The following is a 20,237-nucleotide window of genomic DNA, read 5'->3' as shown; positions in this document are numbered from 1 at the left end:
GCCGAGAGTTTTGAGAAAAAGAAACGTATACGGAGGATAAGCCACTGAATATCTGTAGGTTGGAAAAATTGCGAAATGCGGACAGTGAGTAAAGTTGTTTTTGGATAAATAAACATTGTTTTCACTTGCCTTGCCCGTTTTTTTGCGTATCTTTGCAAGTATGAACATAGATATGATTGAGGCGCGCAAGTGGAGTGAAAACGTGATACTTGCCGATGCGGACTATATAGACAATGTGGCTTTCAACTTCATCGTAAACTTTGAGCGTATGCTTGGAAGAAGAATACCGAAGGCTGACATGGCACAATGGATAGACTGCGTGGCGCTGGACGGCGGAATGCGCAACGGCGACAATGAGACACAGGTGGTTCTGATACACGACAAGAACAGTGCCGCCATGGAGAATTTCACACCGGCAGACTATGCCAAGGAACTGGACGGAAAAGCTTTCAGAGACACGCTGGGAGAGTTTGTCATAAGTTCGGTGGCGGTAGAGGACATCGTGACAAAAGAAGAACTTTTCAACGAGTCGCTGGCACTGATATGCAGCCGTGAGGAGATAAAGCGCATTATAGTGGTGCCCGACGACGAGAAATACTACGACAGGGTGCGCCACACATTGCGTTCTACCGCAACGGGCGACAAGAAGATAACAGTGTTAGGCATGCAGCCGCAACCCGGAGGAAACTTCTGTCAGGAGATACTGGGCTACTCCATAATGAGCGCTCTCGGCATAAAAGCTGAAGAAATAAAATAAAAAACAAATATAAAAAGACATCATGGGAAAAGTATTGATTATCGGAGCCGGAGGCGTAGCAACTGTTGCCGCGGTGAAAATAGCAAAGAACACCGACGTGTTCACAGAGATAATGATTGCCAGTCGTACAAAGGCAAAGTGCGACAAAATAGTGGAATATATCGGCAACCCAGACATAAAGACAGCACAGGTGGATGCCGACGATGTTGAACAGCTCAAAGTTCTGTTCAACGACTACAAGCCGGAGCTGGTTGTTAACCTTGCCCTGCCCTATCAGGACCTTACCATAATGGACGCCTGTCTGGCTTGCGGCGTGAACTATCTCGACACGGCAAACTACGAGCCCAAGGACGAGGCACACTTCGAATACTCATGGCAGTGGGCTTACAAGAAACGTTTTGAAGACGCAGGACTGACCGCCATACTCGGCTGTGGCTTCGACCCGGGAGTGAGCGGCATATTCACGGCATACGCCGCAAAGCATCATTTCGACGAGATACACTATCTCGACATCGTGGACTGCAATGCAGGCAACCACCACAAGGCATTTGCAACAAACTTCAATCCGGAAATAAACATACGCGAGATAACACAGAAAGGACGTTACTACAAGGACGGCGAATGGGTACAGACGGAAGCGTTGGAAATACACAAGCCGCTGACTTATCCCAACATCGGTCCGAGAGAGAGCTACCTCATGTATCATGAGGAACTGGAAAGTCTTACAAAAAACTTCCCGACAATCAGGCAGGCACGTTTCTGGATGACTTTCGGAGAGGAATATCTCACACACCTACGCGTAATACAGAACATCGGTATGGCACGCATAGACGAAGTTGACTACAACGGACAGAAAATTGTCCCGCTTCAATTCCTCAAGGCGGTTCTTCCCAATCCGCAGGATCTTGGAGAAAACTATGAGGGCGAAACAAGCATAGGATGCCGCATACGCGGAATAAAAGACGGCAAGGAACGCACGTATTATGTGTACAACAACTGCTCGCATCAGGAGGCATATAAGGAAACAGGCATGCAAGGTGTGAGCTACACCACGGGAGTTCCGGCAATGATAGGCGCAATGATGTTCTTCAAAGGACTGTGGCGCAAGCCCGGTGTATGGAATGTTGAGGAGTTCGATCCGGATCCGTTCATGGAACAGCTCAACTGTCAGGGACTGCCATGGCATGAGGTTTTCGACGGAGATCTGGAGCTTTAAAAATTACGAATTTGGAATTACTAATTACGACTTGTGTGATGATACGTTACTCGAAATCGTTATTCGTAATTCCAAAACCCAAATTCGTAACTCAAAAATCATAATTCGCAATTCAAAAATAATAACACATGGCAAAGAAAGAAACAGAAAATGCAGCCCTAAACATTCAGGAAGGCAAGCTGAAAGCATTGCAGGCTGCAATGGCTAAGATAGAGAAAGACTTTGGTAAAGGTGCCATAATGAAACTCGGAGACGAGAACGTGGAACAGGTTGAGGTTATCCCAACAGGAAGCATTGGGCTGAACGCGGCACTGGGCGTGGGCGGATATCCCAAGGGACGAATAATAGAAATCTACGGTCCGGAAAGTAGCGGAAAGACAACACTGGCAATCCATGCCATCGCCGAGGCACAGAAAATGGGTGGTATAGCGGCATTTATCGATGCCGAACATGCTTTCGACCGTTTCTATGCATCAAAGTTGGGTGTTGACGTAGAGAACCTTTGGATATCGCAACCGGACAACGGAGAGCAGGCTCTTGAAATAGCAGACCAGCTTATACGGTCGTCTGCCATAGACATAATCGTCATAGACTCTGTTGCGGCACTTACACCGAAATCGGAAATCGAGGGCGATATGGGCGACAACAAAGTGGGATTGCAGGCAAGACTTATGAGTCAGGCTCTGCGCAAGCTCACCGCAACGATAAGCAAGACAAACACCACATGTATCTTCATAAATCAGTTGCGCGAGAAAATCGGCGTAATGTTCGGCAATCCGGAAACAACAACCGGTGGCAATGCGCTTAAGTTCTATTCGAGCGTGCGCCTCGATATACGTCGTGTAACGAGCATAAAGGACGGCGACCAAGTGATAGGCAATCAGGTAAGAGTGAAGATTGTAAAGAACAAAGTGGCTCCTCCGTTCCGCAAGACCGAGTTTGAAATAACATTCGGTGAGGGTATTTCAAAAATCGGAGAGATACTCGACCTTGGCGTAGAATACGGCATTATACAGAAAAGCGGCTCGTGGTTCTCATACAACGGCAGCAAACTTGCACAGGGACGCGACGCCTCCAAGGCTCTGCTCAAAGACAATCCGGAACTGTGCGAGGAGCTGGAACAACTTATAATGCAGGCAATTGCCGAAAAGAAAGAATAACAACACAGGTTGCAAAGACAAACAGACAACTGACAACAACAGACGAACAGATATCTACGACTGTTGCCTATACATAAAAAAGATGTATAAACCATTTAAGATGAGCCTTAAAAGTGAAGTAAAAAACTTTTGGGGCTCATCTTATATTATAAGCCGGCATCTGAAAACAAGCTCCATATTACCATACATTTTAGTAACCGCCAGGAGTCCACTTGCAAAAAACTGGAAAAACAAAAGACACCATTCAAAAACTGAACGGTGTCTTGGTGATGTGGGCGTTGACGGATTCGAACCGCCGACCCTCTGCTTGTAAGGCAGATGCTCTAAACCAGCTGAGCTAAACGCCCTTACTTATTGTAAGCGGTTGCAAAGGTAAGAAGTTTTTCATTTATCTCCAAATTTTCAATCATCTTTTTTCATTGAGACTACAAATAAGCATAAATCGGCAGGCATTAATTGGAATTTCTTATAATAAACACATAGCGAAAAAGTAAATTTGGGCAAAGCGTAGCGAATTAGCTGATAGAGCGTTCGTTACGCTTTGTTTTTTCTATGGGGCAGAGCCAACGAAATGCCACCTCGAAGCCAAACTGTGCAGAAGTTCAGTTACCACCTCGTTACTCCCGTAACGGATGCATATTTCTTGCTAAAAGGTTCTGTTTCTGCGTTTTGCGTAGATTTACATAGCTGTCGGTAACTCACTAATAACTAATTTTGTAACCAAAAAAAGGAGTGAGTTATGCGTAGTACATTCAAGGTATTATTTTACGTGAAGAAAGGCAGCGAGAAGCCGAACGGCAACCTGCCTCTGATGTGCCGTATCACGGTGGACGGCGAGATTAAACAGTTCAGTTGCAAGATGGACGTTCCCCCACGCTTGTGGGACGTGAAGAACAGCCGTGCTTCGGGCAAGAGCGTCGAAGCGCAGAGAATCAACCTTGCGGTAGATAAAATCCGTGTGGAGGTAAACCGCCGCTATCAAGAGTTGATGCAGACGGACGGATATGTTACCGCCGCCAAACTTAAAGACGCCTATCTCGGTATCGGCGTCAAGCAGGAAACTTTACTGAAGCTGTTCGAGCAGCACAACGCCGAGTTTGAGAAGAAAGTCGGGCACAGCAGGGCGCAGGGTACATTTACCCGTTATCGGACGGTCTGTAACCATATTCGGGAGTTTTTGCCCCATACCTACAAGCGAGAGGATATTCCGTTAAAGGAACTCAACCTTACGTTTATCAACGACTTCGAGTATTTTTTGCGCACGGAGAAGAAATGCCGTACCAATACCGTGTGGGGCTACATGATTGTGTTGAAACACATCGTTTCGATAGCGAGGAACGACGGGCGTTTGCCGTTCAACCCCTTTGCCGGATATATTAACTCTCCCGAAAGCGTGGATAGGGGCTACCTCACCCAAACGGAGATACAGACGCTCATGGACGCACCGATGAAGAACGCCACCCACGAGCTTGTACGGGACTTGTTCGTCTTTTCGGTGTTCACGGGTTTGGCGTATTCGGACGTGAAGAACCTCACCGTCGACCGCCTGCAAACATTCTTCGACGGCAACCTTTGGATAATCACCCGAAGAAAGAAGACCAACACCGAATCGAACATCCGCCTTTTGGACGTTCCCAAACGTATCATGGAGAAATACAAGGGACTGGCAAGGGACGGTCATGTTTTCCCCGTTCCGAGCAACGGAAGTTGCAACAAGATACTCAAAGAGATAGGCAGACAATGCGGTTTCAAGGTACGTTTGACCTATCATGTGGCACGCCACACGAACGCCACGACCGTACTTTTATCGCACGGCGTACCCATCGAAACGGTGAGCCGTCTTTTGGGACATACCAACATAAAGACCACCCAAATTTACGCCAAAATCACCGCCCAGAAGATAAGCCAAGACATGGAAACCTTGTCGCACAAGTTGGAAGATATGGAGAAGAATATCTGCCGAGCTATTTAATTTAATTAAAACAGCATACCGATGAAAGAAGAAAGAAACATTATCACGATGGACGGGCAGGGCAATATCTCCCTGCCGACCGATATAGGTGCAACCGCCATGACCGAGCGGGAAATCTGCGAACTGTTCGGGGTTATCGCCCCGACGGTTCGGGCAGGGATAAAGACACTCTGCAAAAGCGGAGTTTTGAGTATATATGACATAAAGCGCATTATCCGCATATCGGACAGATACAGCGCGGAGGTTTACAACCTCGAAACGATAGCCGCCCTCGCTTTCCGGGTCGAATCATTCGGGGCGGCGAAAGTCCGCAGGGCATTATTGGAAAGGATTATACACGGGCGAAAAGAGAAAACGATGGTATTCGTGTCGGTTGTTTCGGATGGCAAGTCCAACAGTCGTTGGAAAGCATGATGATATATCAACATACCAACATGCAAACATACCAGCATATCAGCATACCAACATGCAAACATGCAAACCTATCACTATGGTGATATATTTTGCAGGTTCTATTCCTCTTTTCAGAGGAAAGCGGAGCAATCATTTCCGCTTACAAAGGCAAAGTAAGCACGGGGCTTTATGTCGGCTAAAAGGTCAGGCGGCTGCGCCGTTTCCCGATAAATCTTCCTCTCGCTTCGCTACGAGCGTATTTATCGGGAAAACCTTGTATCCGACCGCCCCGTGCAAAAGAGCCTTTGAAAACGGAAACGACCGCCCCGCCACCCACCGACCGAAAGGGAAAAAATAAGGTGGGGTTACGGGCAAGTAGGTGGTAGGAATAGCCACAGCCGAAAGGCATACGGCACGCCGCAGGGTATTTACGAAGAAAATACCATAGCTTATTAGGGAATTTTCCGAGCCGCAATACTACGTATCGCTGAAAATTCCCCAATAAGGCAAGGGGCAAGCCCCTCTGCACACCCCATCGGGGACGGCATTTGCCGCCCCTGAAGATACAAAAAATCATTGTTTCACAAGCCAAAAAAAGAAAGGAAGAATATATGGGTTTCGTAGTTTTACACATGGAAAAGGCGCACGGTTCCGACAGCGGGACGACCGCCCACATAGAGCGTTTCATCATACCCAAGAACGCCGACCCCACACGCACGCATCTAAACCGAAAACTCATCGAATATCCCGAAGGAGTGAAAGACCGTTCGGCGGCTATCCAAAGGAGGCTGGAAGAAGCGGGACTGACACGCAAAATCGGAAGTAACCAAGTGCGGGCAATCCGCATCAACGTGTCAGCAACACCCGAAGACATGGAACGCATCGAACGGGAGGGACGGCTGGACGAGTGGTGCGCCGACAACCTCAAATATTTTGCCGACACGTTCGGGAGGGAGAACATCGTGGCGGCTCACCTGCACTTGGACGAGAAAACGCCGCACATGCACGTCACACTTGTGCCGATAGTCAAGGGGGAACGCAAGCGGAAGAAAAGGGAGGAGCAGGCGAAGAAACGCTACCGCAAGAAGCCGACCGACACCGTGAGGCTGTGCGCAGATGACATCATGAGCCGCTTGAAACTGAAAGCCTATCAGGACAGCTACGCCGTTGCGATGAAAAAATACGGTTTACAACGGGGCGTGGACGGTTCGGAGGCGAGGCACGTTTCCACGCAGCAATATTACCGTGACATAAAGCGACAGACGGAGGAGCTGAAAACGGAAGTGGTGGAATTGCAGGAACGGAAAGAAACGGCACGGGAAGAGCTTGAACGGGCGAAAAAAGAGATACAGACCGAACGGCTGAAAGGGGCAGCCACGACCGCAGCCGCCAACATCGCCGAGAGTGTCGGTTCTCTTTTCGGGAGCAACAAGGTCAAGACGCTGGAGAGGGAGAACACCGCCCTGCATAGGGAGGTAGCCACACACGAGGAAACCATCGAAGCACTGCAAGCCGAGATACAGACCATACGGGCAGACCACAACCGTCAAGTGCTGGAAATGCAGCAACGGCACATGACGGAAATACAGATGAAAGAAGCCGAACACAAGAGAGAGGTATCAAGGCTTACACGCCTTGTGGAGAAGCTCTGCGCATGGTTTCCGTTGGCGAAAGAAGTCCTGCGGGTTGAGAAGTTATGCGCCATCGTGGGCTTTTCCACGGAACAGACCCGTACACTGATAGCCGGCAGGGAAGTAACGCACGATGGCACGCTCTATTCCGAAGAACACGGGCGAAGTTTCACGGCAAGAAACGTCACTGCAAAAATAAGGCAGGAATCCGTATCGAAACGACTTGTGCTGTATATCAATCAAACTCCCGTTGGCGAATGGTTCAAGGAGCAGTTCGAGAGGCTAAAACAAAGCATGCGACAGCCCATACAATCGCAACGGAAAAGCAAGGGGATGAAATTATAAATAACTAAGAGATACGGAGCAGCTTTTTCTGTTCCGTATCTTTTATTGCTGAATGCTAAGTAAGAATGACCGATACATTTATTTACCGTTAGGAGTTGCTTTATTTGAATTTACAGTTACCAAAAGAATATATACTCTGTTTGACGTTTGAAATATGCGGTAGCAATGTCTTTGATAGCTTTTATTTGTGCAGACTTGATACGTTCATCTGAACGCATTTTCTCTTTTTCCATTGCGATTATATCATTATACTGCTTATCCATTCCTTTTTTTATAGAATTAAGTAAAGCTTTAGCTTGTGCGGCACAGCTACTTTGTGCATCAATCATAGAAACAAGTTCTGCCGCTTCTGTATAATCATGCTTAGAATAAGCAGCTTGAGCCGATAGTAAAATCTGACTGCAATATTGTGTCTGGCATTTTTTGAATATGGATACCATTGCATTTGAAACTTTTGTATATCCGGGCAATGATTCGGGATAAGTAGAAAGTAAAGCAAGAGCCTCGTCAAACAGTTGTTGAGAAGCCAAAGTATTGGCTTTGGTTATTAAAGAGACTGTATTATTTCTATAATAATCAGATATTTTCATTTTAGTTGCTTCTACAAATCTTGAATAATCAGTATTAAGTGCATCTATTTTATTGATAGCCGAACGTTTAGCTTCATTATCAGAATAGCCTTCACCTTTAGAAGCAATTTGCATGGTATTGAATACAGTATTTGTTATCATGTTCCTAACAGTCACAGTTATACCAAGCTCTACAGACAAAATTTGTCTCATTCCACCATATACAGAATTGGAGTTGATTATATTGATTTCCGGAACTATAATGATAGCACCACATTCAGTACCTGCGACACCTTCCGTAGAAAGAATTTGTAAAAGTTTGTTTTTAAGAATTGATTTTGTATTACCGTCAAGGGTACAGTCACTTGGCATTGCTACAGATATATAGACATTATCAGTTTGAGCTTGAACAAGGCAAGAATATCCTAATAACAATAAAAGAAAAAATATTTTTTTCATCGTAAGACACTATTTAAATGTTATAACAAGTGTATTATTGGCAGTACTTCGAGTAATTTGTAGCCCGATGCTTCTTGCAAATTTCAAAAATTCGAGTCCGAATTTATTGATATTATAATTATTTCCATTGTCATCTTTTAATGGAATACGCACATCATCAAATATCATTCTTTTATCAGTTGTACCTTGTATATGATAATTGTTTTTATAAGCGTGTTCACTCATCCAAAGTTCCAACTGGTCTGACAAGGTTAAACCATCATTGCCAATTTCTGTTGACATGGAAATGGAAGCGGTTTGTTCAAAACTAAAATCCACATTAATTGAACGTCCGTTGTTAACTATATCGGTGAATTTTACTTGAATAATATCAAGGAATTCATCAGCAACTTTTTCAACAGCCTTTGCTCCAAGTTTACCAATATCTTCAGTGTAGAATTTGCCACTTTCTCCCACCTTATTTGAGAGAGAGCCACCAGTTGAAATATCATACGCTGTAAGTATTGTTTTAACACTATTCCCAGTAGATGAAAGAACTATATCCATTTCCGCTTCTACATATATATCCGCACCCGATTGCTGGATAATCATTGATTTTAAATCTGATTGACTTTCTTGAGACAATCCCGATGTACGTGATAAAGATTTAAGTTTTGCTGCAAAGTCAACGGTCGTAAATCCTCTACTATCAAAAGCTTCACGTATTTTAGCTAATACAATTCTTTTATTGACATCATTTTCTATTACTTGAGAAATGTCTTCTCCTTGTTTGGTATATGGGATAACCATTATTTTGGGTTGGACTGTAGCTGTCTGCGCCCATGCCATACTACTGAGAAATACTGCCAGTAGTAGTATCATAATTTTTTTCATACGCTCTGTTTTTATAAACCGAATTTTCTTATAATTCCATTGTTTTCAAGATAAGTTCTCAATTGGTTCACTCTTATGCAGACATCTAATGTTATACATTTTTGTTTTAATGCGTTTTTCCCGTAGGGAGTAACTATGATAGATGATTCTACAAAGTTTTGATATTCTTTACTGTAAAAAGCATCAAAGAACTTCTTGTATTTGTTTTCGACTACGGCTTTATCTTCTTGTACAAGAGGCATACTGTGTTGAGTTTTCTGCGTTCCTACAAAAAGTAAAGTCTTTATTGCGGATAACTCTGCATCCATTGAGGCAATAGTAGCCTTTTTCCCATAACCGACACAACGCATTGAAACAGCATCTTTTGTTGCGTTTAATACGCTTACTTGATATTGTGCTGAAACTTCAAGTATAGCGGTCAACATTATTAGGCATATTATCAGTATTTTCTTCATCTAAACCGTTATTTTATAATAAGAGAACATTTGATTTGCTTATTTGCATTAAAGTTTTCGTAGATTGCCTTACCTTCTTTTTTACTAACCTTACATTCTGAATAGGCTTCTCCTTTTAATGCTGTCACAGTAACAATTCCCAAAGTAGTAGGTAGAATTTCTCCATCAAGAATTTCAAGCACCTCAACATTGAATTTATCCCCTACTTTTATCCCATGCTTTTTACCCGCTTTTATCAGGATAATTTCTGCCACACCATTTTTTTCTTTCACAATCTTCATAAGTTTAGCTGTAATGGGGAAGTTTATCCTAAAATATTCAGCCATTCTATCTTGTAAAGACATCATAGCCATTGTAACGGCACTTTCCGGAGAAAGGCACTCATCGCTTGCTTTTCCTTCAAAACTGGTTGCTTCCGTACTCAACCCCGTTGCCACATCCACAATCTTCATTTGAAAAGCGACACTTGCCTTATAACCTCTTATTGTTCCATCTCCATTTTTCATACGGTAAACGGGTATCTTGACAATCTCTCCGGTAATCATTTTTTCCGCAGCAACAGCAACATCTTGCTCTACAAGATTATCACTATCAATAAACGCCTCGCTTTTTTGTAATTCCAATTCTTGTGTTATTTTTTTCCGACTGGTACGGTCAACTACTCTGAAACGTTTACTATTGGTAAGCATTTCCACAACCTTTTCTGTCACCAATCCAGTATAAGGGCTATTTTCTTTACAAGAAAATTCTGCGACACCGACTACTTGGCGGTCATCATCATTTGACTGCGCATACCCTTTAAAGATACACGCAGTCATAATGATTGTAATAATAACAAATCTCATAATCAGTTAGGGATTATAGATTTTTACCCGATTTCAGAGTTTCGATAATTGTATTAACAGCCTTTACTTGAGCTGCACTTTCTTCCACTAAAATTGGAGTTGCGGTATTTCCAAATTCTACTACGGCTGTTGCAGCCTTGGCTGTTTTTGCAGCTTTTGCAGCTTTCATGGGATTCTTTTGCTTGGATGCCTCTTCTATCATTTTCTTTGCCTCGTCAGCAGCCGCTTGAACTTTATCCGTTGCAGCTTTTATGCTTGCGGCTTCTCCTGCTACAGTCGCTGCAAATGTTACCCATTCATCAAGAGTAGGTTTAGTAATTGTAACATCTGTTACACCATCTTGAGTTTCACCAATTTCTCGTTTGTACATATTTTCCAATTGTACACTGTTGGCAATCGCCAAAACTGCGGCATTCTTCACTGCATCCCCATAGCCATCCACATTTGCACTTCCTGATGTCTTGTAATCATTACACAATGCTTGCAATTTTGCAGCGCGTTCCTTACTTTTCTGAATGTCGTCCTTGATTTGAGCGTTGGCGGAGCATACCATCATGAAAAGAGACATGAGCATTAATACATATTTTTTCATAAAAATAACTATTGTGCCTTTAGAAACCCGATAAGGCGATTTTTTTGCTTAAAAATTTTGATTACATAATAAAAAACGTGGGCTTCCACATCCACTTGTCCGCTTCTGAGGTCCTGAGAAAACCTTGTTGGTGAACGAATGGAGTGTCTGCCCACGCCAATATGTTGCACGTTCCCATAAAAGTGTGCGGAGAGCATTATATACTCTCACTGCACACTCCGGGATACAATTTAACATACCCGTAGCATTCACTTCAGACATTGTCCATGACCAACAATTCGAAATTTCTCAGGTTTCAGAAAGCCACAAGACAAAGCATCAATGACGCTTTTATATTATGTAATATCTCGCCCACCCATCGTTGTTAATTCCACGGCGTGGACGACATAATGCAAATATACTTAAATTCTATCATTCAAGCAAAAGAATATGGAAAAAGATACATCCGAATTTTGTTTTTCTCAGAAAAACTTCTTATTTTTGCTTCGTTAAAGAGTTGTTTGACAGCATAGCAACGCAAAACGCTGAAATTCGCACGGTTGCTAACTCGTTACCGCCACTTCTCAAATACTTTGCTAAAAGGTTATTTCTCAATCAGTTAAGTCTAACTGACAAAAATCTAAAATAAAAGCTGAAAAGATAAGTAGATGTCCGAAATTAATTATTATTATATTGTATGTTATTTTGGTGATGTTTTTCATGTCCGAAGAGGGAGTGTAGCGGGCTACACGACCGATGAGACATCGGGAAAACAGTCCGAAAGAACGTGCAAGATAATGATAAAGTAAATAATAGCATCTACAGATTAATATATATACGTTTAATTTTGAACATCTACTTACATAGAATAAACTTTATGTAAAGTTTCCCGGTAAATATATACTAATGTATAAACTATTGCAATAAAGACCGCAAAAAGACGCAAAATAAAATCAGGCACAAACACTATGATATAATCATGATTACGAAAATAAAACAAAATAGTTTGTAACTCTATGCTTTACAACTAAAAACCCATAGCTTTACCGGCCGTAAAGCTATGGGTTTCCAACTGTATACTTAATTCTTAGGTTTATATATAAGCAGATGTCAGAGATAAATTATTAAAGTTGGTTATGTATAAAACATATATCGGAGATATTACAACTATTAATACAAAACCTGCTCATAGCCATTTACATCACATTACAGTTTTTTTCCTATAAACCAAATCGCTTCGTCCGATTTCTGTTCTGTATTATCAACTTTTACACCTGAAAGAATCAACTGCATTGAAATATTCTTTTTCGATGTGTCAAGCGCACCAATTGAAAAACCGTATCTGCCGGAATCCGCGAACTTAACAGTTACAGGGTAAGATATATCCGTACCGTCCTCATTACGTATGATGTCGAATTTGTGTTCCTTGTTTTTTCCGTCTAACGCAAAGTAATTTGAATAGACAGTACCATCGGTATACTGTTGAGTAAACATACCCGCAATTGTAAGTTCCAAGTTGCTTTTTGTCGTAGAATTCTTTGTTGCCTCTGTTATATCGTCTCCACTCTTCATATAACGCCAGAACATTGCATCCGGAAGATCCTCTATTTCAATAGTCTTGTCCTGATATATTTCCCAACTTACATTCTTAACCGTGTCTGCATAAGCTTTCTCATTGCGATCCAAATATGTATGCACAACCATGCCGCTATATTCTCCCGCTATCTCGGTAAGATACTTGGCTTTCTCAATATCAGTCATCTCACGCGTAGTGAGATAATTCCCGTCACTGTCAAGACAAGAAGTCAATGCTGTACCGGTGATAACGCAGTAGGCTGCGAGAATAAGGATTTTCTTTAGATTTTTCATGTTTGTCTATTTGTTTATATTAATGTTATACTATCTATATAACGGCATTCTTTTAAATCATTGCACGCTGAAGATATATTTTTTCAGCATTTATCTGCATTCCCCACGAAGCAGGTTCATAAATTCCTCGCGTGTCTTCGCCTGATTGAAAGCACCGCTGAAATCGCTCGTCGTAGTTATGGCATTACGTTTCTCCACGCCACGCATCTGCATGCACATATGCTTTGCCTCGACAACCACCATCACACCAAGCGGCTTTAAGGTCTGTTGTATACATTCCTTTATCTGCAATGTCATACGTTCCTGCACCTGAAGACGGTGACTGAAAATATCCACTACACGTGCAATCTTGCTCAGTCCCGTTATATATCCGTTAGGAATGTACGCCACATGAACCTTTCCATAAAACGGCAACATGTGATGCTCGCACATGGAAAAGAAGTCTATGTCCTTTACAATGACCATCTGATTGTACTTCTCTTCAAACAAAGCATCAAGAAGTACCTTGTTTGCATCCTGATAATATCCGCGTGTAAGTATCTGCATAGCCTTTGCCACACGCATCGGAGTCTTCTCCAGTCCTTCCCTTGAAGAGTCTTCCCCTAATAAGTCGAGAATACTTTTATAATGTGAGGCAAGCTCGTCAAGCCCTTCACGAAATTCTGTTTCGGGATTCATAAATTACTTTTTTAATCTATCACCGCAACGCTCAATAGCGCACGTTTATCTTTCCTTTCACTATACAAGCCTGAGTATACCCCATACCCTTTATCTCCTTAAGCATCTTTACCGCATCCTCGTATGTTCTGAAGTTGCCGACACGACATATCCAACGTGGAGAATAAAAATGCACATATACCGGCATCTCAGGGAAACGCGACTTTATGGCACTGCTTATTCGCTCAGCCTTCTGCCTGTCTTCACGAGAATTTCCGCCCGAATATGCCTGTATGCGATATCCCACAACCTTGTGTGTGTTTGTCATCACCTTCTTTCCGTGACTCACGTTCGGGCTGTCGGCAGCATTATCAGATTTGTTAATCCCCGCTGATTGTGTGACAGAAGTATTCCGTCCGGCAGTTTCACGAGTGTCGGCAGCGGTTTTTCCCACTGTTTTTTTTTCCTCTACAGGTTTTACGGCAGGAGTATTTGGAGTCTTGCTAAGCTTGGCATTGTTAACCAACTCGTCGATACCGGCGTTCTGAATTACCGTGACAGTACCTCTACCCTGTTCCTTTTTCCTAAGACTTTCAAGAAAAGACTGGGCATGCACATGCACAAACGAGCCGGACACCAATAATAATATGACGACGAATTGTTTCATGATTATAGTATTATTAATTTATAAAGACATGGCGATCGGTGCCAAAACACCGACCACCATGAGTGTATGTATTACTTCCAAGCATCGATGATGCCCTTGAAATCAGTAGCCTTTAACGAAGCACCTCCGATAAGTCCGCCGTCGATATCTTCCTTTGCAAAAAGCTCCGGAGCATTGCTTGCCTTGCAGCTTCCACCATAAAGGATTGAAGTTTCGTTGGCTACGTCTTCGCCATACTTCTCTGCGATGATGCTGCGGATGTAAGCATGTATCTCTTCAGCCTGCTCACTTGTAGCAGTCTTACCTGTTCCGATAGCCCATATCGGCTCGTATGCTATCACAATGTTCTTGAATTCTTCTGCAGTAAGATTGAACACGCTGCCCTCAAGCTCGGCCTTCACGACCTCGTTCTGCTTATTTGCCTCACGCTCCTCCAGGCTCTCTCCTATACAGAAGATAACTTTCAGCCCGTTCTTCAGTGCAAGCAGTGTCTTTTCCTTAAGTATCTCCGATGTCTCTCCGTAGTATCCGCGACGCTCAGAGTGACCGAGGATGACATACTGAGCCCCCGTGCTCTTCACCATTTCGGCAGAAACCTCACCCGTATACGCACCCTTTTCCTTATCTGCACAGTTCTCTGCGCCCAGCCCTATAACGTCTTTATCAAGTATCTGTGCCACAGATGCCAGATGTATGAACGGCGTACAGATTATCACGTCGCAGTTTGGTTTATCGGCTGTAAGCGCCTCATTAAGTTCCTTAGCCAAAGCTACACCTTCCTGCAGGTTCATGTTCATTTTCCAGTTTCCTGCTACAATTTTCTTTCTCATGTTCTTTTTGTTTAATCGTTGATATCTTTTGTTAGAATTCTTTTTCTTCCTCAACCAGCCCGTCCATGCCCACATTCTGTCAGCAAATGTCAGCAACAGAAGGGGCAACATAAACCACAGGACAATCTCCGTAACCGTTTCGGTAAACGACTCCTGCTTTACCGTACCATAAACCGTGTCCTCCAGTCTCGGAGCATTTTCGTCAAGATCGGGCAAATCGTTGTGACTCCATTTCCACAACACCACCCCATGCTTTAAAAGCATCAGTCCGGGATTGCTCCGTATGACTGTCTTCAGTGTCGTCTCGTCAGCATGCAGAAACTCATACTCCGCTCCGGTGATGTCTCTCCACCTCTGAATGGCATCCTCGTTGCTTGCCGTAAGACAACGGAACGAATATCCATGATCCATGCAATACTCATATATCACATCTATGTCGCCGAAGTTCAAGTCGTCCGCCTGCTCTATATGAGGAGAGATTAGCAGAAATGTGTACCCCTCTTCATCAAGTATCTTGTCCGTGACATCCTCTTCACCATCCAGCGTCTGCATGTAGAAGTCATGTATTTCCGGTACATATCCGGCAGCCGTCTGCACCGTCTTGCTGTCTACAAACGTCCATGTCGAGTCCGGATAGTTGTCCACGGTAAACTCTTTGCGCGTGCCGTTCTTCTCAAGAATAAACGTTGTCTCGAACTGCGGCTGCTCCGCGCCGTCGGGAATCTCCATACCTTTCTTTATATCCGCTCCCACATGATAAGGTCGGAAGTCAAGTACCGGCAGATAATAAAGACAATATACACTCGACACAAGTATGAACAGTACCGTGTAGTTTAATATTATCCACTGGTTTGTCTTGCTTATAAAACGCACCATCATCATCGGTCGGCGGAATATCACGAACGTACAGACAAGCAACACGACATTCTTTGCAAACGTCTCCCAGTTTGTCAGCACCACGGCATCGCCGAAACAACCGCAGTCTTTCACCGGATCTGTCAGCGCAAGCCACAGTGTCAGCGGTGTCATCACAACCATAAAGGCGAGCATAAGCCTTGACACGGTTCTGCGATGTATGGCAAAAAGCAGAAAGACACCCATGCTGAACTCAACTGCCGCCAACAATACCGACAAGCCCAAAGTCACCACATCAGGTACAATGTCTGCCATGCCTGCAGCCGCAAGATAATCATGTATCTTATATTGCGTGCCGAGCGGGTCGACCGCCTTTACAAATCCGGACAGTATAAAGGTTAGCGCCACCACCATACGGCAAACGTTGACGCAAGCCCACTGTATTTTCCTGCCGGACATCATTCCCTGTAAGTAAGTTTGATAACACCGAAGACGGCATAGTTAATGATATCCATATAATTGGAATCTATGCCTTCCGAAACCAGCGTCGCACCTTCGAGATCTTCAATCTCCTTTACTCTTTGTATCTTCGTCAGTATAAAATCAGTATAGCTGCTTATGCGCATCGAGCGCCATGCCTCGTCATAGTCGTGGTTTTTCTTCAGCATCAGCTGCAGCGCCTCGCCTGCAAATGTGTCATAAAGCGCCATTGCCTCATCCACAGATAAATCCACTTCATCGGTGAATCCCCTGTCAAGCTGTATCAAGCCCACTATGCCGTAGTTTACAAGAGCTATGAACTCGGGGCGTATGCCCTCGCCTACCAACGACTCTCTTTTTATCTCAAGACTTCTTATACGCTTTGCCTTTATAAACAGTTGGTCCGTAAGCGACGACGGACGCAATATTCTCCACGATGCTCCATAGTCATGAAGTTTCTTTTCAAAAAGCGCACGGCACTCTGCCATTACGCTCCCGAACTGTTCCTCGGTATTCAAAACAAGTTTAGACATAATTTCGAAATTCGTCCGCAAAGTTAATTATTTATATCGAGACAGCAATCATAAAAGACTTATATTAATTGATAATTGACAATTTATAATTTATAATTGGGAGATAAAGAGGAGATAAAAGAAGATAGAAGAAGATAGAAGAAGATAGAAGAAGATAGAAGAAGATAGAAGACGTATGCTTTTTATATATGTAAAGGAGATATGGGAAGATAAAGGGAAGATAGAAGGAGATATAAGACAAATGCAGGGTTACATGATATAAAACTATTGTCCTTTATCTTCTGTGGCGCAAGCCACATATCTTCTTATATCTCCCTTTATCTTCTTATTCAGCCCTATTCCGTACATATAATAATATAATGTACGCGCGAGAGCTTCCGACGCATAACTTTTCTTATCGTTGAAACAAACGGCTATTCCTTCATTTTCTTCTTTATAAACCTTATTTTCGCGCATTGCACATCGAAGCGGGTCTGCAATGAGTCACGCTTCATGCGCATACGCGTGTGCCGTGTCAGCTCCTCCGCCGTCACCACGCCGTCTGTCTTATGCCGGGCAACCACCGAGTCTATAACATGAAAATCTTCACTCGCCTGCTGCAAAGCCTTGTCCATATCCTTGACATCGTCCTGCGCCTTGGCAAGTTCGGCTTTCTGATATATCACAAGCGCCTTCTTCCGCGCCCCCGACACATCCGGATAAGTGCGCCGCAACGAATCTATAAGGGACAACGCCGCATCATATCGCCCGTTGTCATACAGTTCCTCGCACTCGTCAGCCAGTTTCATGGCATCCTCTTTGACGTTCTTGCACGCACAAAACAACATTGCTATAACCGCAACGGCAAATATTTTTCTGCTCATAAACATTCTTTTTATGTAAAGACAAACTTTATTCAGACAATCGATACGCAGCTTGTCTCATGCAAAGACAATGCAAGTCGAGTGCAATCAAGCTCGCTTAGGATTGCCGAGACGCGGCTTGTCTTATGCAAAGATAGCGTTTTTAAGCCACATTGTAAAAGATTGTCTGTAAAATTCAATTTAAATGGTTATCTTTGCAAACGTTTACAGGAAATAGGCTATGAGATTACTTACGGATGCCGATTTGGCACAGTTATTGGACAAAGAGATTTTTCATAAGATTTCGGATGCAGCCGACAGCCTTGGCGTCGAATGTTATGTCGTAGGCGGATATGTACGCGACTTGTTTCTTGAAAGACCTTCAAATGATATCGACGTGGTTGTCGTTGGCAGCGGCATAGAGGTTGCCGACGCACTGCGCAAGTCGCTTGGCAGAAAGGCGCATATATCCGTTTTCCGTAATTTCGGCACAGCGCAGGTGAAATACAAGGACATCGAGGTGGAGTTTGTAGGAGCACGCAAGGAGAGCTACAGCCACGACTCGCGCAAGCCGGTGGTTGAAGACGGAACCCTCGAAGACGACCAGAACCGCCGCGACTTCACCATAAACGCCCTTGCAGTGTGTCTCAACAAGCATCGTTTCGGCGAGCTTGTCGACCCGTTCGGCGGCATAGACGACATGTACGACGGCATTATCCGCACACCGCTCGACCCCGACATAACCTTTTCCGACGACCCCCTGCGCATGCTCCGCTGCATACGCTTTGCCACACAGCTCAATTTTTTCATCGACGACGACACTTTTGCGGCTCTCGAACGCAATGCCGAACGTATACGTATCATCAGTGGCGAGCGCATACAGGAGGAACTGAACAAGATAATGATGACGCCTACGCCAAGCAAGGGTTTCGTCGACTTGCAGCGCAGCGGACTGCTACAGATAATCATTCCGGAACTGAACGTACTCGACATTGTGGAAAAACGCAACGGCAGGGCACACAAGAACAATTTCTATCACACACTGGAGGTTCTCGACAACGTATGCCGCACATCAGACAACCTTTGGCTGCGGTGGGGCGCACTGATGCACGACATCGGTAAGCCGCGGTCCAAGCGTTGGGACAACAGTGCCGGATGGACTTTCCACAACCACAATTTCATCGGTGCCAAAATGGTTCCAGACATCTTTAGACGGCTCAAACTGCCCATGGATGCGAAGATGAAATATGTGCAGAAAATGGTTGATCTGCACATGCGTCCTATAGTTATTGCCGATGAGGAGGTCACCGACAGTGCCGTGCGCCGGTTGCTTAATGATGCAGGTGACGATATCGACGACCTGATGAAGCTATGCGAGGCAGATATAACGAGCAAGAACCAAGTGCGCAAGAAATGTTTCCTTGAAAACTTCCGTATGGTGCGCGAGAAGATAACCGACCTTAAGGAGAAAGACTACAAACGCCTGTTACAGCCTTGCATAGACGGCAATGAGATAATGGAAATGTTCAACCTTAAGCCTTCGCGCGAAGTCGGCGACCTTAAACAGGCACTCAAGGATGCTGTTCTTGACAACAAAGTGCCAAACGAACGCGAACCGCTGATGCGGCTATTAATGGAAAAGGCAAAAAAAATGGGACTGAAATGCGGCAATTCCTGAGCCGTATTTCAGTCCTGTTTTCATATTATTTGTATCTCGTATAAGACACTGTATCATTATTCCACTTTACTAAAACAAGCTTTTCAGGCGAAACATAATAAATCTCTATGGCTTCTACATCGGCACGACCTCTGTACGTGGAATAAGAAATAAAATAGTCTCCGACATTTTCCTTACCAACCCTTGCCTTGTCAAAGACCCTGTCCGGAGTTTCGGATACATAATAAGGATATTTATATTCCCACGTTTTTCCCAATAAAATTTCGGTACATATATATAAAGAGTCCGTAAAGCATATGCGGTATTCATCATCCTTACAGGAATAATCAGCCACCCACTCCGTGCCTCTTAATGTCGCAGAAGAATATGCCGGTACCTTATAAGACTGTATGCCAAGCACGTTTTGGGGTGCCTCTTCAGATGTCTTCTTATTGCAAGACATTGTGCAACACAATGAAGTGATTTAAACTAATTTCAAACTGTTAAAATTCCTGCCAATATATTAAAATACAGCGTACTTCCGCAGAAATTCGCTATATTAGAGTTGCGACACTTTAATTTATCGAACCAATGCCGAAAT

19 protein-coding genes and 1 tRNA gene are annotated in these 20,237 nt (G+C 43.9%); 7 read left to right on the top strand and 13 right to left on the bottom strand.

The genetic code is table 11. From position 1 onward, the window contains the following. Nucleotides 1–160 precede the first annotated feature (160 nt). The 3 genes from HPS54_RS07245 (at nucleotide 161) to recA (ending at nucleotide 3,133) form a co-directional block, all read left to right on the top strand. Nucleotides 161–757 (top strand): DUF6621 family protein, encoded by a 597-nt coding sequence (locus HPS54_RS07245; RefSeq protein ID WP_253951965.1) that lies wholly within the window; start codon nucleotides 161–163, stop codon nucleotides 755–757. 22 nt (nucleotides 758–779) lie between these two features. Further along, the gene (locus HPS54_RS07240) at nucleotides 780–1,973 is read left to right on the top strand and encodes a saccharopine dehydrogenase family protein (protein WP_172344785.1); all 1,194 of its coding nucleotides are present in this window, start codon (nucleotides 780–782) and stop codon (nucleotides 1,971–1,973) included. 128 nt (nucleotides 1,974–2,101) lie between these two features. Further along, on the top strand, nucleotides 2,102–3,133 hold the full coding sequence (gene recA / locus HPS54_RS07235) for a recombinase RecA (protein ID WP_172344784.1): 1,032 nt from the start codon (nucleotides 2,102–2,104) through the stop codon (nucleotides 3,131–3,133). A 272-nt stretch (nucleotides 3,134–3,405) separates the two neighbouring features. On the opposite strand, the gene HPS54_RS07230 is transcribed toward recA, so the two are convergent. Beyond that, nucleotides 3,406–3,480, bottom strand: a tRNA-Val gene (locus HPS54_RS07230). Between the two features lie 392 nt (nucleotides 3,481–3,872). On the opposite strand from HPS54_RS07230, the gene HPS54_RS07225 reads away from it, so the two are divergent. The 3 genes from HPS54_RS07225 to mobV all read left to right on the top strand — a co-directional run bounded on the left by HPS54_RS07225 (nucleotide 3,873) and on the right by mobV (nucleotide 7,474). After that, entirely contained in the window at nucleotides 3,873–5,105 is a 1,233-nt protein-coding gene (locus HPS54_RS07225; RefSeq protein ID WP_151251847.1) for a site-specific integrase, read from the top strand. 21 nt (nucleotides 5,106–5,126) lie between these two features. Next, nucleotides 5,127–5,519 (top strand): virulence RhuM family protein, encoded by a 393-nt coding sequence (locus tag HPS54_RS07220; RefSeq protein ID WP_151251848.1) that lies wholly within the window; start codon nucleotides 5,127–5,129, stop codon nucleotides 5,517–5,519. Between the two features lie 590 nt (nucleotides 5,520–6,109). Continuing rightward, complete coding sequence (mobV, locus tag HPS54_RS07210) at nucleotides 6,110–7,474, top strand: MobV family relaxase (protein ID WP_117693463.1); 1,365 nt, start codon at nucleotides 6,110–6,112, stop codon at nucleotides 7,472–7,474. Nucleotides 7,475–7,590: 116 nt separating this feature from the next. Here the strand turns inward: mobV and HPS54_RS07205 are convergent, their stop codons facing one another. The 11 genes from HPS54_RS07205 to HPS54_RS07155 all read right to left on the bottom strand — a co-directional run bounded on the left by HPS54_RS07205 (nucleotide 7,591) and on the right by HPS54_RS07155 (nucleotide 18,000). Further along, nucleotides 7,591–8,502, bottom strand: coding sequence for a hypothetical protein (locus HPS54_RS07205; protein ID WP_172344782.1), 912 nt, complete (start codon nucleotides 8,500–8,502; stop codon nucleotides 7,591–7,593). A 9-nt stretch (nucleotides 8,503–8,511) separates the two neighbouring features. After that, nucleotides 8,512–9,375 (bottom strand): DUF6175 family protein, encoded by an 864-nt coding sequence (locus tag HPS54_RS07200; protein ID WP_117693467.1) that lies wholly within the window; start codon nucleotides 9,373–9,375, stop codon nucleotides 8,512–8,514. Between the two features lie 11 nt (nucleotides 9,376–9,386). Then, nucleotides 9,387–9,830, bottom strand: coding sequence for a hypothetical protein (locus HPS54_RS07195; protein WP_117881297.1), 444 nt, complete (start codon nucleotides 9,828–9,830; stop codon nucleotides 9,387–9,389). Nucleotides 9,831–9,838: 8 nt separating this feature from the next. Then, complete coding sequence (locus tag HPS54_RS07190) at nucleotides 9,839–10,675, bottom strand: CsgG/HfaB family protein (protein ID WP_172344781.1); 837 nt, start codon at nucleotides 10,673–10,675, stop codon at nucleotides 9,839–9,841. A gap of 13 nt (nucleotides 10,676–10,688) precedes the next feature. Next, the gene (locus HPS54_RS07185; RefSeq protein WP_117693473.1) at nucleotides 10,689–11,267 is read right to left on the bottom strand and encodes a hypothetical protein; all 579 of its coding nucleotides are present in this window, start codon (nucleotides 11,265–11,267) and stop codon (nucleotides 10,689–10,691) included. Nucleotides 11,268–12,452: 1,185 nt separating this feature from the next. Next, nucleotides 12,453–13,115 carry a DUF4840 domain-containing protein gene (locus HPS54_RS07180; protein ID WP_172344780.1) on the bottom strand — a complete coding sequence of 221 codons (663 nt, stop codon included), beginning with the start codon at nucleotides 13,113–13,115 and terminating at the stop codon, nucleotides 12,453–12,455. A gap of 90 nt (nucleotides 13,116–13,205) precedes the next feature. Then, nucleotides 13,206–13,793, bottom strand: a complete 588-nt coding sequence (gene folE / locus HPS54_RS07175; RefSeq protein ID WP_172344779.1) for a GTP cyclohydrolase I FolE — start codon at nucleotides 13,791–13,793, stop codon at nucleotides 13,206–13,208. Between the two features lie 31 nt (nucleotides 13,794–13,824). Then, nucleotides 13,825–14,439, bottom strand: coding sequence for an SPOR domain-containing protein (locus HPS54_RS07170; protein WP_172344778.1), 615 nt, complete (start codon nucleotides 14,437–14,439; stop codon nucleotides 13,825–13,827). A 71-nt stretch (nucleotides 14,440–14,510) separates the two neighbouring features. Continuing rightward, nucleotides 14,511–16,586, bottom strand: coding sequence for a BT_3928 family protein (locus tag HPS54_RS07165; protein ID WP_172344777.1), 2,076 nt, complete (start codon nucleotides 16,584–16,586; stop codon nucleotides 14,511–14,513). Further along, complete coding sequence (locus tag HPS54_RS07160) at nucleotides 16,583–17,137, bottom strand: DUF1599 domain-containing protein (RefSeq protein WP_172344776.1); 555 nt, start codon at nucleotides 17,135–17,137, stop codon at nucleotides 16,583–16,585. Before HPS54_RS07160 ends, HPS54_RS07165 begins: the two co-directional genes overlap by 4 nt. A gap of 413 nt (nucleotides 17,138–17,550) precedes the next feature. Continuing rightward, nucleotides 17,551–18,000, bottom strand: coding sequence for an outer membrane protein assembly factor BamD (locus HPS54_RS07155; protein WP_172344775.1), 450 nt, complete (start codon nucleotides 17,998–18,000; stop codon nucleotides 17,551–17,553). 220 nt (nucleotides 18,001–18,220) lie between these two features. On the opposite strand from HPS54_RS07155, the gene HPS54_RS07150 reads away from it, so the two are divergent. Continuing rightward, complete coding sequence (locus tag HPS54_RS07150; RefSeq protein ID WP_172344774.1) at nucleotides 18,221–19,657, top strand: CCA tRNA nucleotidyltransferase; 1,437 nt, start codon at nucleotides 18,221–18,223, stop codon at nucleotides 19,655–19,657. Between the two features lie 25 nt (nucleotides 19,658–19,682). Here HPS54_RS07150 and HPS54_RS07145 read toward each other — a convergent pair whose 3' ends face one another. After that, nucleotides 19,683–20,099 (bottom strand): hypothetical protein, encoded by a 417-nt coding sequence (locus tag HPS54_RS07145; RefSeq protein WP_172344773.1) that lies wholly within the window; start codon nucleotides 20,097–20,099, stop codon nucleotides 19,683–19,685. Nucleotides 20,100–20,237: the final 138 nt, after the last annotated feature.

Source organism: Xylanibacter caecicola, assembly GCF_013166515.1.
Taxonomy (GTDB): domain Bacteria; phylum Bacteroidota; class Bacteroidia; order Bacteroidales; family Bacteroidaceae; genus Prevotella; species Prevotella caecicola.
This window is presented reverse-complemented; position numbering and strand designations above follow the sequence as displayed.

Coding starts and splice junctions, on each gene's coding strand:
- HPS54_RS07245 (WP_253951965.1), top strand. CDS start 161: ATGAACATAGATATGATTGAGGCGCGCAAGTGGAGTGAAAACGTGATA.
- HPS54_RS07240 (WP_172344785.1), top strand. CDS start 780: ATGGGAAAAGTATTGATTATCGGAGCCGGAGGCGTAGCAACTGTTGCC.
- recA (WP_172344784.1), top strand. CDS start 2,102: ATGGCAAAGAAAGAAACAGAAAATGCAGCCCTAAACATTCAGGAAGGC.
- HPS54_RS07225 (WP_151251847.1), top strand. CDS start 3,873: ATGCGTAGTACATTCAAGGTATTATTTTACGTGAAGAAAGGCAGCGAG.
- HPS54_RS07220 (WP_151251848.1), top strand. CDS start 5,127: ATGAAAGAAGAAAGAAACATTATCACGATGGACGGGCAGGGCAATATC.
- mobV (WP_117693463.1), top strand. CDS start 6,110: ATGGGTTTCGTAGTTTTACACATGGAAAAGGCGCACGGTTCCGACAGC.
- HPS54_RS07205 (WP_172344782.1), bottom strand. CDS start 8,502: ATGAAAAAAATATTTTTTCTTTTATTGTTATTAGGATATTCTTGCCTT.
- HPS54_RS07200 (WP_117693467.1), bottom strand. CDS start 9,375: ATGAAAAAAATTATGATACTACTACTGGCAGTATTTCTCAGTAGTATG.
- HPS54_RS07195 (WP_117881297.1), bottom strand. CDS start 9,830: ATGAAGAAAATACTGATAATATGCCTAATAATGTTGACCGCTATACTT.
- HPS54_RS07190 (WP_172344781.1), bottom strand. CDS start 10,675: ATGAGATTTGTTATTATTACAATCATTATGACTGCGTGTATCTTTAAA.
- HPS54_RS07185 (WP_117693473.1), bottom strand. CDS start 11,267: ATGAAAAAATATGTATTAATGCTCATGTCTCTTTTCATGATGGTATGC.
- HPS54_RS07180 (WP_172344780.1), bottom strand. CDS start 13,115: ATGAAAAATCTAAAGAAAATCCTTATTCTCGCAGCCTACTGCGTTATC.
- folE (WP_172344779.1), bottom strand. CDS start 13,793: ATGAATCCCGAAACAGAATTTCGTGAAGGGCTTGACGAGCTTGCCTCA.
- HPS54_RS07170 (WP_172344778.1), bottom strand. CDS start 14,439: ATGAAACAATTCGTCGTCATATTATTATTGGTGTCCGGCTCGTTTGTG.
- HPS54_RS07165 (WP_172344777.1), bottom strand. CDS start 16,586: ATGATGTCCGGCAGGAAAATACAGTGGGCTTGCGTCAACGTTTGCCGT.
- HPS54_RS07160 (WP_172344776.1), bottom strand. CDS start 17,137: ATGTCTAAACTTGTTTTGAATACCGAGGAACAGTTCGGGAGCGTAATG.
- HPS54_RS07155 (WP_172344775.1), bottom strand. CDS start 18,000: ATGAGCAGAAAAATATTTGCCGTTGCGGTTATAGCAATGTTGTTTTGT.
- HPS54_RS07150 (WP_172344774.1), top strand. CDS start 18,221: ATGAGATTACTTACGGATGCCGATTTGGCACAGTTATTGGACAAAGAG.
- HPS54_RS07145 (WP_172344773.1), bottom strand. CDS start 20,099: ATGTCTTGCAATAAGAAGACATCTGAAGAGGCACCCCAAAACGTGCTT.